Origin of the sequence: Dongia mobilis, from assembly GCF_004363235.1 — a bacterium.
GTDB lineage: Bacteria > Pseudomonadota > Alphaproteobacteria > Dongiales > Dongiaceae > Dongia > Dongia mobilis.
In genome coordinates, this window is record NZ_SNYW01000008.1 from 387,457 (window position 1) to 400,243 (window position 12,787).

Annotated in this window: 10 protein-coding genes; 2 read left to right on the forward strand and 8 right to left on the reverse strand. The window is 64.6% G+C overall.

Features of this window, described 5'->3' with window-relative positions; translation table 11 throughout:
• Nucleotides 1-43: 43 nt before the first annotated feature.
• From A8950_RS10565 to A8950_RS10595, 7 genes are all read right to left on the reverse strand, one after another.
• Entirely contained in the window at nucleotides 44-1,774 is a 1,731-nt protein-coding gene (locus A8950_RS10565; RefSeq protein ID WP_243735615.1) for an IlvD/Edd family dehydratase, read from the reverse strand.
• Between the two features lie 147 nt (nucleotides 1,775-1,921).
• Nucleotides 1,922-2,776 carry a FadR/GntR family transcriptional regulator gene (locus A8950_RS10570; protein ID WP_133613607.1) on the reverse strand — a complete coding sequence of 285 codons (855 nt, stop codon included), beginning with the start codon at nucleotides 2,774-2,776 and terminating at the stop codon, nucleotides 1,922-1,924.
• Complete coding sequence (gene yjfF / locus A8950_RS10575; protein ID WP_133613608.1) at nucleotides 2,773-3,780, reverse strand: galactofuranose ABC transporter, permease protein YjfF; 1,008 nt, start codon at nucleotides 3,778-3,780, stop codon at nucleotides 2,773-2,775. The genes A8950_RS10570 and yjfF overlap by 4 nt, the downstream gene beginning before the upstream one ends.
• The gene (locus A8950_RS10580; RefSeq protein WP_133613609.1) at nucleotides 3,777-4,796 is read right to left on the reverse strand and encodes an ABC transporter permease; all 1,020 of its coding nucleotides are present in this window, start codon (nucleotides 4,794-4,796) and stop codon (nucleotides 3,777-3,779) included. Before A8950_RS10580 ends, yjfF begins: the two co-directional genes overlap by 4 nt.
• Nucleotides 4,793-6,331: a sugar ABC transporter ATP-binding protein gene (locus A8950_RS10585; protein WP_133613610.1), complete on the reverse strand. Its 1,539-nt coding sequence runs from the start codon at nucleotides 6,329-6,331 to the stop codon at nucleotides 4,793-4,795. The genes A8950_RS10580 and A8950_RS10585 overlap by 4 nt, the downstream gene beginning before the upstream one ends.
• Nucleotides 6,332-6,389: 58 nt before the next feature.
• Nucleotides 6,390-7,355, reverse strand: a complete 966-nt coding sequence (gene ytfQ, locus A8950_RS10590) for a galactofuranose ABC transporter, galactofuranose-binding protein YtfQ (RefSeq protein WP_133613611.1) — start codon at nucleotides 7,353-7,355, stop codon at nucleotides 6,390-6,392.
• 276 nt (nucleotides 7,356-7,631) lie between these two features.
• A complete protein-coding gene (locus A8950_RS10595; protein WP_133613612.1) occupies nucleotides 7,632-8,621 on the reverse strand; it encodes a sugar-binding protein in 990 nt (329 codons plus the stop codon).
• Between the two features lie 675 nt (nucleotides 8,622-9,296).
• Here A8950_RS10595 and A8950_RS10600 point away from each other — a divergent pair.
• Together A8950_RS10600 and A8950_RS10605 are read left to right on the forward strand one after the other, a co-directional pair.
• On the forward strand, nucleotides 9,297-10,037 hold the full coding sequence (locus A8950_RS10600; RefSeq protein ID WP_133613613.1) for an ATP-binding cassette domain-containing protein: 741 nt from the start codon (nucleotides 9,297-9,299) through the stop codon (nucleotides 10,035-10,037).
• Nucleotides 10,038-10,093: 56 nt separating this feature from the next.
• Entirely contained in the window at nucleotides 10,094-11,101 is a 1,008-nt protein-coding gene (locus A8950_RS10605) for an ABC transporter permease (protein ID WP_133613614.1), read from the forward strand.
• Nucleotides 11,102-11,141: 40 nt separating this feature from the next.
• Here A8950_RS10605 and A8950_RS10610 read toward each other — a convergent pair whose 3' ends face one another.
• Entirely contained in the window at nucleotides 11,142-12,635 is a 1,494-nt protein-coding gene (locus tag A8950_RS10610) for a M81 family metallopeptidase (RefSeq protein WP_133613615.1), read from the reverse strand.
• Nucleotides 12,636-12,787: the final 152 nt, after the last annotated feature.

The window sequence follows — 12,787 nt, forward strand, 5'->3', positions numbered from 1 at the left end:
GTCCGGTCACCTGTCGGCAATCTGCGGTCGGTGGATGTCGTCCTCAGTGATTGTCCCGGGGCAGACCTTTTTCCTGGGCGATGCGTTGGTATTTCACCGCCGGCTTCAGCACCATGCCCTGGTCCAGCTGGTCGACGATGCCGCGCTGGATTTCCTGCCAGGGTGTCTGGTGGTCGGGGAATTTGTAGCCGCCGGCCTTCCTGAGGGCGTCGCGGCGGGCCTGCAACTCGGCCTCCGCCACCAGCATGTCGACGCGGCCCTGCCTGAGATCGATCCGGATCGGGTCGCCGGACTGCACGATGGCGAGGCCGGAATTCACCGCCGCCTCGGGCGACGCGTTCAGGATCGAGGGCGAGCCGGAGGTGCCGGACTGGCGCCCGTCGCCGATGCAGGGCAGGGACGAGATGCCCTGCTTGATGAGATAGGCGGGCGGACGCATGTTGACCACCTCGGCCGCCCCCGGATAGCCCACCGGCCCGACGCCGCGGATGATGAGGACCGAATTGGCGTCGATGCCGAGGGCGGGATCGTCGATGCGGCTGTGGTAATCCTCCGGCCCGTCGAAGACCACGGCCTTGCCCTCGAAGGCGTCCGGGTCCTTGGGGTTGGAGAGATAGCGCGCGCGGAATTCCTCGGAGATGACCGAGACCTTCATGATGGCGCTGTCGAAGATGTTGCCCTTCATGACGACAAAGCCGGCACGCTGCTTCATCGGGTTGGCGAAGGTCTTGATGACATTCGTATCCATGATCTCGGCGCCGCGGCAATTCTCGCCGATGGTGCGGCCGTTGACGGTGAGCGCGTCCTCGTCGATCAGCTTCTGTTTCATCAGTTCGGCCACCACGGCGGGCACCCCGCCGGCATGATGATAATCCTCGCCGAGATACTCGCCGGCCGGCTGCAGGTTGACGAGGAGGGGAATGTCGCGGCCGAGATCCTCCCATTCCTGCACATCCAGCGGCACACCCATATGGCGCGCGATGGCATTCAGATGCACCGGCGCATTGGTCGAGCCGCCGATCGCGGAATTGACCCGGATCGCGTTGCGGAAGGCCTTCTTGGTCATGATGTCGGAGGGCTTCAGATCCTCGCGCACCATCTGGACGATGCGCCGCCCGGTCTCGTAGGCCATCTGCTGGCGCTCGCGATAAGGTGCCGGGATCGAGGCCGAGCCCGGCAGCTGCATGCCCAGCACCTCGGCTAGCGAGTTCATGGTGGTGGCGGTGCCCATGGTGTTGCAATAGCCGGTCGAGGGCGCCGAGGACGCCACCAGCTCGATGAAGCCCTGATAGTCGATCTCGCCCGCCGCCAGCAATTGCCGCGCCTTCCAGACGATGGTGCCGGAGCCGGTGCGCTCGCCCTTGAACCAGCCGTTCAGCATCGGACCGACCGAGAGGGCGATGGCGGGCAGGTTGACGGTGGCGGCCGCCATCAGGCAGGCCGGTGTCGTCTTGTCGCAGCCGATGGTCAGCACGACGCCGTCCAACGGATAGCCGTACAGCACTTCGACGAGACCGAGATAGGCGAGATTGCGGTCGAGCGACGCCGTCGGGCGCTTGCCGGTTTCCTGGATGGGATGCACCGGAAACTCGATGGCGATGCCGCCCATGTCGCGGATACCGTCGCGCAGGCGCTGGGCCAGGACAATGTGGTGGCGGTTGCAGGGCGAGAGGTCTGAGCCGGTCTGGGCGATGCCGATGATCGGCTTGCCCGATTGCAGCTCCTCGCGGGTGAAGCCATAGTTCAGATAGCGCTCGAGATAGAGCGCCGTCATGTCGGCATTCTCCGGATTGTCGAACCAGGCGCGCGAGCGTAGCTGGCGGCCAGCCCCGTCCTTCTGGCCGGCGCGCGCGCCGCCGCTGCCCTGGGTGCTGTTGCTGGAACTCATCGCGCGTTACTCCTCGTTGTCTTCAGCATGAGATCACTCGTCGGCTTGCGCCGCGTCGAGCTGTTGTTGCAGTGCGGCCGCGCGCCTGCGGCGGCCGGTTTCGATGACGTCGGTCATGGCCTTGGCGGCGGCGACGGAATCGCCCGCCGCGATCGCCCCGACGATGGCTTCATGTTCGCGCGCCGATTCGGCCAGCCGGTTCTCGTCGGTGGGGGCGGTGTCGGTGAAGCTCGCCACCAGGGCCGCCTCGATGATGGCGCCGACGGCACGCATGAAGGGGTTGCCGGAAGCGGCGGCGATCTCGAGGTGGAGGGCAAGGTCGGCCTCGGCAAAGCTGGCGCGGCTATGGCCGGGCTGGGCCAGGGTCTCGATCAGCGCATTGAGACGCGCCAGCTGCTCGTCGCTGCGGCGCAGGGCGGCGAGCGCGGCAGCGGCCGGTTCCACCGCAAGGCGGATTTCATAGAGCGCGTTCAGGAAACGCAAATCCATGCCGAGTTCGACCCGCCAGGAGAGCAAATCGGGGTCGAACATGTTCCAATCGACCTGGTTGCGTACACGCGTGCCGACCCGGGTCCTGGAGACGACCAGGCCCTTGGCGGCGAGCGTCTTCAGTACCTCGCGCAGCACGGTGCGGGAAATGCCGAACCGTGCCATCAAATCGGCTTCGCCGGGCAGCAGGGCACCCTCCGCGAACGCGCCGGACAGGATCAGCAGGCCCATGGCGCGGACGACATGGTCCTGGCCGGTCCGGGCGGCGCCGCCCCGCGGATGGCCCAGGCGGCTGCCGGAGATGCCGGTTCCGGCCAGTCCCTTGCCGGGCGAACCGCCTCCGGCCGCGCCGGATTGCGGCGCCCGGACGACGCGGTTCCTGTTCTGGTCGGTGATCATGCTGGCTGCTCCCTGACTCCCGCGGCGCCCCCCGCGGCGATCCCCGCGGCGCGGCGGGCCGACAGGTAGACCAGAATTCTATGCAGCAGGATGAAGGCGAACAAGAGCAGGCCGACCACAATTTTGGTCCACCAGCTGGAAAGCGTGCCGTCGAAGGTGATGTAGGTCTGGATGAGGCCCTGGATGAGGACGCCGGCAAAGGTGCCGAGCACAAATCCCTGCCCGCCCGAAAGCAGCGTGCCGCCGATCACCACGGCGGCGATGGTGTCGAGCTCGACACCGACCGCTGCCAGGGAATAACCGGCCGAGGTGTAGAGCGAAAAGACGATACCGGCGATGGCGGAGAGTCCGGCCGAGAGGGCATAGACCAGGATGGTGGTGCGGCCTGCGCGAATGCCCATCATTCGCGCCGCCTGGGCATTACCGCCCAGGGCATAGACTCTGGCGCCGAAGCGCGTGTAGTGCAGCAGCAGGATGCCTAGGGTTACCACCCCCAGCATCACCAGGGCGATGAGGCTGAGGCGCCCGCCGCCCGGCAGCCGGAAATAGAACCCGGTCAGTGTGCCATAGAGCGGATGCGTCACAGGCACCGAATCGGTGGTCAGCAGGAAGCAGGCCCCGCGCGCCAGGAACATGCCGGCCAGTGTCACGATGAAGGGTGGCGTCTTCAAATAATGAATCACGGCGCCCATGCCGGCCCCGAACAGCAGGGCGATGGCGACGATCAGGGGGAAGGCAAGACCCGGTGCCAGGCCCCAGGAATCTAGGGCCACGGCGAGGAAGACGGTGGTGAAGGCGATGACGGCGCCGACCGATAGATCGATCCCGCCGGAGATGATGACGAAGGTCATGCCGACGGCGGCGATGCCCAGAAAGGCGTTGTCGGTCAGCAGATTGCCGACGACGCGGAAGCTGAGCATCTTCGGGTATTGCGCGGCGCAGAGCGCATAGACCAGCACGAAGACCAGGATGGTGACGAGCAGTGGCAGGTGGCGGCGGTTCATGAAACCTCCTTGCCCTCCGGCGCCAGCCGCGGGCGGCTGCGGATCAGCGCCAGCCGATCGAGGAGGGCGCCGCTGGCGCCCGATTGCATCAGCAGCAGAACCAGGATCACGAAGGCCTTCACGATCAGGTTGAATTCCGGCTTGAAGCCGGAGAGCAGGATGCCGGTATTCATCGCCTGGATGATAAGCGCGCCGACGAAGGAGAGAACGAGGCGGAAGCGACCGCCGAACAGCGAAGTGCCGCCGATCACCACGGCGAGGATGGCGTCGAGTTCCAGCCACAATCCGGCATTGTTGGCATCCGCCCCCTTGATGTCGGCGGCGGCGATGATGCCGGCCAGCGATGCGGTCAGGCCGCACCAGGCATAGGCCACCAGCAGGACGGCGCGGGCATTGACGCCGGCATAGGCGCTGGCGCGGCGGTTGATGCCGATCGCCTCGGTCAGCAGACCAAGTGCCGTGCGTCGATAGAGGAAAAGGGTGACGCAGAGCGCCAGGAAGGCGAGGATTACCGGCATGGGTATGCCGGCGATGGCGCCGGAGCCCATGAAAATGAGTGCCGGATCGACAAAGGTGACGATCTGTCCCTCGGTGATCAACTGCGCGATGCCGCGCCCGGCCACCATCAGGATGAGGGTGGCAATAATCGGCTGGATGTCGAGCAGCGCCACCAGGATGCCGTTCCACAACCCGCAAAGAAGGCCGACGGCAAGGGCCGCCGCGATCGCCGTCATCGCGCCATGGCCGTCATTGACCAGGGTGGCGGCGGTGGCGCCGGCGATGGCCATGACGGCACCCACCGAGAGATCGATGCCCCTGGTCGCAATCACCAGGGTCATGCCGATGGCGAGCAGCGCCACCGGCGCGCCGCGGTTGAAGACATCGACCAGCGAGCCGTAGAGCCTGCCATCCTGAACGCGAATATGGAAAAACTCCGGAAACACGATCCAGTTCGCCAGCAGCACCAGGAACAAGGCTGCCAGTTGCGGTGCCGCCGCCTTCAAGTGGCGGGTCATGCCGGTCGCTCCTGTTGCGCCACCGGTGCGTCCGTACCCGCGATTGCCGCCATGATGCTCCGGGGCGAGATTTCGGCAGCACGCAGTTCCCCGACATGGCGCCGGTCGGCCAGCACCACGACGCGGTCGCTGTAGACGGTGATCTCGTCAAGCTCGGACGATATCACCAGAAGCGACATGCCGCGCCCGCACAATTCGCGAATCAGGCGGATGATCTCGGCATGGGCGCCGACATCGATCCCGCGCGTCGGCTCGTCCAGGATGAGGATGCGGGGATTGGTGGCGAGCCAGCGCGCCAGCAGCGCCTTCTGCTGGTTGCCGCCGGAAAGCAGCTCGATCGGCTTCTCTATATCGGTGGTGCGGATGTCGAGGCGGCGGACGAATTCCTCGGCGATACGCTTCTGCTCGGCAGCAGGAATTGGCTTGATCCAGCCCCGGCGCGCCTGCAGGGCGAGAATGATGTTCTCGCGCACCGACAATTCGCCGACGATGCCCTCGGTCTTGCGGTCCTCCGGGCAGAAGCCGAAGCCGAGGGCGATGGCGTCGCGCGGTGCGGCAAGGCGGGCACTGGCGCCATCGACCAGCACCTCGCCCCGGTCGGCGCGCTCGATGCCGAAGATCAGCTTGGCCGTCTCGGTGCGGCCCGAACCCAGCAGACCGGCGATGCCGATCACCTCGCCCTCATGGATGTCGAGGTCGAAGGGCGCGAGATAACGCCGCTTGCCGAAATCCCGGAAGCTGGCGCACAAGCCCCCGCGGCCCGGACCATGCGCGTGATCGGCGGACTCTATTTCGGCCAGTTCCTTGCCCAGCATGAGGCGCACCAGGTCGAGGCGCGGCAGATCAGCTGTGGCATGGCTGCCGACCAGGCGGCCATTGCGCAGCACCGTGATGCGATTGGCGATCTCGTAGACCTGGTCGAGGAAATGCGTGACGAAGACGATGCCGAGGCCTTGCGCCTTCAGCTGCCGCACCATCGCGAACATGGTGGCGACTTCCTGCGCATCGAGGCTGGCGGTGGGTTCGTCGAGAATGAGGATGCGAGCGGAAAGATCGGCGGCACGGGCAATCGCTACCAACTGCTGCACGGCGACCGAGAAGTCGCCGAGCGCTGCATTGACGTCAATGTCGAGCCCGTAGCCGGCCAGCAGCGCGCGGGCATCCCGCGCCATGCGCCGCCGGTCTACGAAGCCAAGGCGGGTCGGCTGGCGGCCGAGATAGATATTCTCGGCGACTGTCAGATTGGGCAGCAGGTTCACTTCCTGATAGACGGTGCCGATACCGAGGCGCTGCGCGTCGGCGGGGTCATGCAGGTCGATCGGCTGCCCCTCCAGATGCATGGTGCCGGCATCGCGCCGATGGATGCCGGTCAATACCTTGATGAGGGTTGATTTGCCGGCGCCGTTCTCGCCGAGAAGGGCGTGCACCTCGCCCTTGTGCAGGGTGAAATCGACGTCACTCAGCGCGTGCACGCCAGGGAAGGACTTGGCGATGCCGCGAAGGTCGAGAAGCGCTGGCTGCCGGGCTGAATTCATGATGCGACCGTAACGAGGTTCCCGCGGCCCGGCGCGCCGGGCCACGGGATACGGAAGTTCAATAGAGGTCCTTGCGGGCGTCGTATTCCGCCGCCGCGGTATCCGGCAGATAAAGCCTGGATTCCGTCTGGATCCATTTCGGCGGAACGGTGCCGTCCTTCTTGTAGGCGATGATGGCATCCAGTGCCGGGCCCGCCATGTTCGGCGTCAGTTCGACGGTCGCATTGGCCTCGCCATCGGCCATCGCCTTGAAGATGTCGGGCACGGCATCGATCGAGATGGTGAGGATGTCGCTGCCCGGCTTCAATCCGGCTTCCTTGATCGCCTGGATGGCGCCGATCATCATGTCGTCGTTATGGGCATAGACGGCGCAGATATTCTTGCCGCCGTTCTCGGCCTTGAGGAAGCTTTCCATCACTTCCTTGCCCTTGGCGCGGGTGAAGTCGCCCGATTGCGTGCGGATGATCTTCATCTCCGCATGCACGGCGATGGCCTCGTCGAAGCCCTTCTTGCGGTTGATCGCCGGGCTGGAACCGACCGTGCCCTGCAGTTCGACGATGGCACACTTGCCGGCGGTCTTCTCGGCCAGCCACTCGCCGGCAACCTTGCCCTCATAGACCGTGTCGGAGGTGACGGCGGTGAGGTAGAGCGATTCGTCCGGGGTGTCGATGGTACGGTCAAGCAGCACCACGGGGATCTCGGCCTCCTTCGCCTCGGCCAATACCGCATCCCAGCCGGTGGCGACCACCGGGGCGAGGAAGATCGCATCAACGCCCTGTGCGATGAAGGAGCGGATCGCCTTGATCTGGTTTTCCTGCTTCTGCTGCGCATCGGCGATCTTCAAGTCGATACCGCGCTTGTCGGCTTCGATCTTGGACACCTTGGTTTCGGCGGCGCGCCAGCCGGATTCCGACCCGATTTGCGAGAAGCCGATGGTGAGGTCCTCGGCATGTGCCGCCGACAGGGCGACGGCGGAAAGGGCGGTCGCGGCCAGCAGCCGCCTCAGCGAACGTATCAATGTCATGCGTGTTTCTCCCGTTTGGATCCGCCGGTTCGCGGCCTCAAGCGGGCCGCTTCAAAGCCGGCGGGTGCCCAAACCCATGCCACAGGCCGGGAAGCTTGGGAAGGGATATTATAATACAATATGATTTATTGCAGATGCAAACTGCCTTCGCATGTGCGGAATAGGTCGGCTGCATTCCGCTCTCGTGCAAAAAGCCTGTCGCCAGCAATGCGCAAACCATCCGCCGCCGCAAAGAAGAGGGCGCGCCGTCGCCGGCGCGCCCTCTCTCGCCATCGCCTACTTCTGGATGCAGGTTTCGACCGTGTCCTTGGTGCATTCGTCAAGGCCGGTGAAGACCGGATCATCAACCTTCTTGCCGGCGATGAGGTCCAGCATCACGCTGGGCGCCTTGTAGCCCATCTCGAAGGGCCGCTGGCCGACCAGCGCCGTCACCAGGCCTTCCCGGGCGATCGCCACTTCCTCGCCGATCGTATCGGCGGCGGAGATGACGAAATCGCCGCTGGCGATGCGGTCCGCCATCGGCCGGAACAGATCGCGATAGGGCTGCGGCGCGCCGAAAAGCGGCCAGCCTCCCTCGATGGCAAAGGCATCGAGATCCGGATTGGCGGCCAGGATGTCGGTCATCGCCTGCACACCCCTGGCGCCGTCGTCATTGGTGAAGACGGGACAGCCGGCGACCTCGGTCCAGCCGCCTTCGCCCTTGAGTTCGGCAAGGCCCTTCTGCCCGCTCAGTGCATCGCGTGTGCCCTGGGCGCGGCGCAGAATGTTGTCGGCGCCGGGATTGCCCTGGATCGTGCACACCTTGCCGCCATTCGGCTTCTTCTCCTTGATGTACTCGCCGATCCGATAGCCCATCAGGTAATTGTCAGTACCGAGATAGGTCATGCGAAGCGCTGAATCCTCGGCCGCGAGATCGGCGTCGAGCGTCATTACGGGAACCGTCGGATTGGCGTTCCTGATCGCCTGGGCAATCAGCTTGGCGTTCGACGGCGAAATGGCGATTGCCGCCGTATCGGGCTTGCCCAGCATGTCCTGCACGATCTGCGCCTCGCCGGCTTCATCGGAGGTCGAGGCGGGGCCGGTGTAGAAGCATTCATACTCGGAATCGGGATTCTCCTTGTTCCACTTCTGACAGCCCTGGTTGATGGCTTCGAAGAAGGGATTGTCGAGGCCCTTGACCACGATCACCAGTTGTTTCTTGGCCAAGGCCGGGCTGGCGGAAAGCGCCAGTACGATCGCGGCTGCAAGCATCGGCAGTGTTCTCATTGTTTCCTCCCATTGCTCCAGATCAAACCCACGGAATGACATCCACGGACTTCCCGTCCGTCACGCGCGACAAGACCGATCGATCGAGGCCAGTCGCGCTTTCTCCTGAGCGCCCGACTGAGTCAGGCGGCATCAACACGGCGACCCAAAGATGCGCATTGCCTCAATCGTCGTGGCCGTTCCGGCAAAGCAGCCGCTTTGGTCCGGCTGCGATCCACCCTCCCTCGCATGTAAATCCGGTGCACACTTCTCGGGCCTGCGTTCGCTCAGGCTTATGCTTCTCTGGCCCGCATGTCGTTGGCTCGCATTCCGCCCTGCTCGAGCTGCTATACGCGGTGCCGTTGCCGGATTCATTCTCCCGCAGGAAGCTAATCGCGGCTGTTTTCCACCGTCAATAGTTTTGTCGTACAAATAGAATCTTTTGTACGATAATAATTAACGATTGAGGCGTTTGAGGTGTGCAGTGCGGCAGGCAGCACAGATCACAGCGCAGACAATTGACGCCTTGGAACAAGGCTGCCTAGAGTTGCGCGGCTGCGTTGCGGAATCAAAAAATCGCACACTCGAAAAACAAGTGCCGCCCCGCAGCAACGGTCGATCACGCGGCCAAACGCATCGCTGCAAGTGGCCTCGCTGCAAGCAACCGCCAATCTGCCTGGGGAGGGCGACGATCACGTGCCGGTTCTTGAACTGCAGAACATCTCGAAGCATTTCGGCGCCATCCATGCCGTCAGCGATGTATCCTTCTCGCTGGAGGCCGGCGAGGTTGTCGGCCTGATGGGCGACAACGGGGCCGGCAAATCCACCCTGGTAAAAATGATCGCCGGCAACTTCCGTCCCAGCCACGGCAGCATGCGCCTGGATGGTGCGGAATTGGTGATGCACCGCCCGGTCGATGCGCGGCGCCACGGCATCGAAATCGTGCACCAGGACCTGGCCTTGTGCGACAACCTGACGGCCGCCGCAAACGTCTATCTGGGGCGCGAGTTGCGGCGCGGTTTCGGCCCGTTCAGCGTGCTCGATTACGCCGCCATGTATCGCCGCGCCGCGCAGATCTTCGCCGAGCTGAAATCGGAGACCCGGCCGCGCGACCTGGTGAAGCAGATGTCCGGCGGCCAGCGTCAGGCAGTGGCCATCGCGCGCACCCGCCTCTCCGACCCGAAGATCGTGCTGATGGATGAGCCGACGGCGGCGATCTCGGTACGCCAGGTCGCGGAGGTCCTCAATCTCATCCGCCGATTGCGCGATCACGGCATCGCGGTCGCCCTCATCAGCCACCGCATGCCGGACGTGTTCACCGTGGCCGACCGTGTCATCGTCATGCGACGTGGTCGCAAGGTCGCCGACAAGCGCATCGCGGACAGCTCGCCAGAGGAGGTGACCGGACTCATCACCGGCGCCATCGAAACGGCATGACCCCCGCCGAGACGCCAGATCACCGCACCCGCAGCTCCGACGAAGCAAGATCGCCCATGACCGATTCGACCAACTCGCTCGACCAGTCGATTGCCCAGAAGCAGCACACCAGGCTCGCCGCCCTGCTATCTAGCCAGACCTTCTGGGTATTCATCGCCGTCATTCTCGCCTGCCTCTATCTTTCCTTCGCGACCGATTCCTTCGCGACGTCGAAGAATCTCTACAACATCACGCGCAACGTCACCTTCGTTGCGATTATCGCGCTGGGCATGACGATCGTCATCATATCCGGCGGGATCGACCTCTCGGTCGGCTCGGTCCTCTGCCTTTGCAGCATGGTGCTGGCCGTCACCATGCATGCGGGCTACAGCATCGAGATCGGCATCGCGGCTGCGATCGGCACGGCGCTGGTAGTCGGTGCCTTCAATGGCATCCTCATCGCCTATCTCGGCTTTCCGCCCTTCGTCGTGACGCTGGGCATGCTCTCGGTCGCCCGCAGCCTTGCCATGGTGGCATCCAACAACACCGTCGTCTTCGAGTTCGGCCCCGATCACGACAAGCTGCTGGCACTGGGCGGCGGCGCCTGGCTTTTCGGCATCGCCAATCCGGTGCTCTATATGCTGGTGCTGGCGGCGCTCACCGGTTTCGTGCTGCGCTGGACCCGCTTCGGCCGTCACGTCTTTGCCATCGGCGGCAACGAACAGGCCGCCATCCTGACCGGTGTCCCGGTGCGTCCGATCAAGGTCGCGGTCTATATGATCTCGGCCCTTTCCGCCGGCATCGCCGGCATCGTCCAGACCGGATGGCTGGGCGCCGTTACCACCAATATCGGTGCCGGCATGGAACTGCAGGTTATCGCCGCCGCCGTCATCGGCGGGGCGGATCTGGCCGGCGGGGTCGGCACGGCGCTGGGCGCCCTGGTCGGCGCCGCGCTGATCGAGGTGATCCGCAACAGCCTGGGCCTTCTCGGCATCAACGCCTTCTGGCAGGGTACCTTCATCGGCGGCGCGATCATCCTCGCAGTACTGTTCGACCGGATCAGGAATATCAGGCGGCGCGACTAGAGATGGCCCGACCAGAAGCGCCCCGACTGGGGACGGCGCTTCACTGCAGGTCCGGATCGAGTGGATAGATCGGGCGGCGAACGTGCCTGAAGTCGAGCTGGCTGTAATCCGAGGTGCAGACGCCGACACCTTCGCATTCGACGATGCCCTTTGCGAGATCCTGGAAGCCGGCGCGGAAATGGACGCGGCTTTTCAGCATGATGAATTTCTTGCGCATGGGGTCGATGCCGAGGCTCATCAGGCATTCGATATCATAGGGTTCGACGTGGTTGGAAAGGATGACGATGTCGACCCTTCCGGTGTCCAGCACCACGGTGGCGCCCATGTCCTGCAGGACGCCGCGCTCCATCGGGCCCTGGTTGCGATAGCGACCGTCGGAAATGAGCTTCACGCGGCCGGTCACCGTCAGCGGCTCGCCCTTGGCCTTGATACTGGGAAGGTCGTTCCAGCCGCCGATCGGCAGGGTCACCGTGGCGCCGATGCCGGCCTGGACCATCTTTGTTACCGCGGCCGGGTCGTGAATGGCGAAGGCCGCGACATCGTCCAGACCGGAATCAAGGATCGCTTTCAATACCCGGGTCGTGTCCATGGTGCCGCCGGAGGCGCAGTTGTCATAGTGGTCGAGGAGGATGACCGGGCCGGCGCCCGCACCCTCGGCTAGTTCGCGGGCGCGGGCGAGGGACTTCCCGATTGGCTCCGGCCGATAGACAAAGGCGGCGCGGTCGCGCCAGGCCATGTCGAGCAATTCGTCGCGCAGCTGCTGAGCCTTGGCCGGATCGTTGTCGGTGACGACGATGGCGGACAAGCCCGCATGATAGACATCGGCATGGGGAAAGCCGGCAAAGACCGTGGCAAGCAGTGCCTCGCCCCTGGCTTCCATCTCGCGCGCCCGGGCCTGGATCTCGCGATTCGGGAAGGCATGGGTGCCCTGGCGCATGACATGGGGCAGCATCGGCCGGTTGCCCCAGGCCTTGGTTGGCGTTACCTCGCCCTTCATGGCGCGCATCAGCGTGGTGCCGGCCCGCCATCCCGTCTCGTAGACATCGACATGGGGATAGGTGCTGTAGCCGGCGAGCACGGTCGCATTGTCGACCATGGCCGGAAAAAGATTGGTATGCATGTCGAGGGCGACGGCAATCGGCGTTTCCGGTGCGATGGTGCGGATGCGGGCGAGGAGGGTACCTTCCCCGTCCTCGACCTCCTCGGTCACCATGGCGCCGTGGAGGTCAAGCATGATCGCATCGCAGCCCTTTTCGACGGCGGCGCAGATCTTGTCGGACATGTATTTGAAGGCATCTGCCGCGACCGGGCCGCTCGGACTCGCATCGGCGGCAAGCGGGATGACCAGCTCGGCGCCGGCGCGTTCGGCAATGTCGATATAGGCCGCCAGCGCAGCACCCGTTCCCTTGAAGGCGTCATGGGCTGCCTGGCCTTCCAGCGGAAAGCCGCTGCGACCGGAAAAGCGGCGCAAGGGTGTCGGCACCGGCGAGAAGGTGTTGGTCTCGTGCTTCATCTGGGCGGCGACGATGCGCATGGTTTGAAAATCCTCGGGCTCTGATCTTCCGGCTGTGCCCGACTATGCCAAAGGCCGGGCATCGCGTCAGGATGAAAATCACAGATTGGCGCGGTTCCTGCTTGCCCATTCGATGCGTTCGGCAACGCGATGTCGCATCGACGCGCCGGATC

What these genes read in the sequence shown, in the direction of transcription:
- yjfF (WP_133613608.1), bottom strand. Translation starts at nt 3,780, where the DNA reads ATGAACCGCCGCCACCTGCCACTGCTCGTCACCATCCTGGTCTTCGTG.
- A8950_RS10565 (WP_243735615.1), bottom strand. Translation starts at nt 1,774, where the DNA reads ATGACGGCGCTCTATCTCGAGCGCTATCTGAACTATGGCTTCACCCGC.
- A8950_RS10595 (WP_133613612.1), bottom strand. Translation starts at nt 8,621, where the DNA reads ATGAGAACACTGCCGATGCTTGCAGCCGCGATCGTACTGGCGCTTTCC.
- A8950_RS10570 (WP_133613607.1), bottom strand. Translation starts at nt 2,776, where the DNA reads ATGATCACCGACCAGAACAGGAACCGCGTCGTCCGGGCGCCGCAATCC.
- A8950_RS10610 (WP_133613615.1), bottom strand. Translation starts at nt 12,635, where the DNA reads ATGCGCATCGTCGCCGCCCAGATGAAGCACGAGACCAACACCTTCTCG.
- A8950_RS10585 (WP_133613610.1), bottom strand. Translation starts at nt 6,331, where the DNA reads ATGAATTCAGCCCGGCAGCCAGCGCTTCTCGACCTTCGCGGCATCGCC.
- ytfQ (WP_133613611.1), bottom strand. Translation starts at nt 7,355, where the DNA reads ATGACATTGATACGTTCGCTGAGGCGGCTGCTGGCCGCGACCGCCCTT.
- A8950_RS10605 (WP_133613614.1), top strand. Translation starts at nt 10,094, where the DNA reads ATGACCGATTCGACCAACTCGCTCGACCAGTCGATTGCCCAGAAGCAG.
- A8950_RS10580 (WP_133613609.1), bottom strand. Translation starts at nt 4,796, where the DNA reads ATGACCCGCCACTTGAAGGCGGCGGCACCGCAACTGGCAGCCTTGTTC.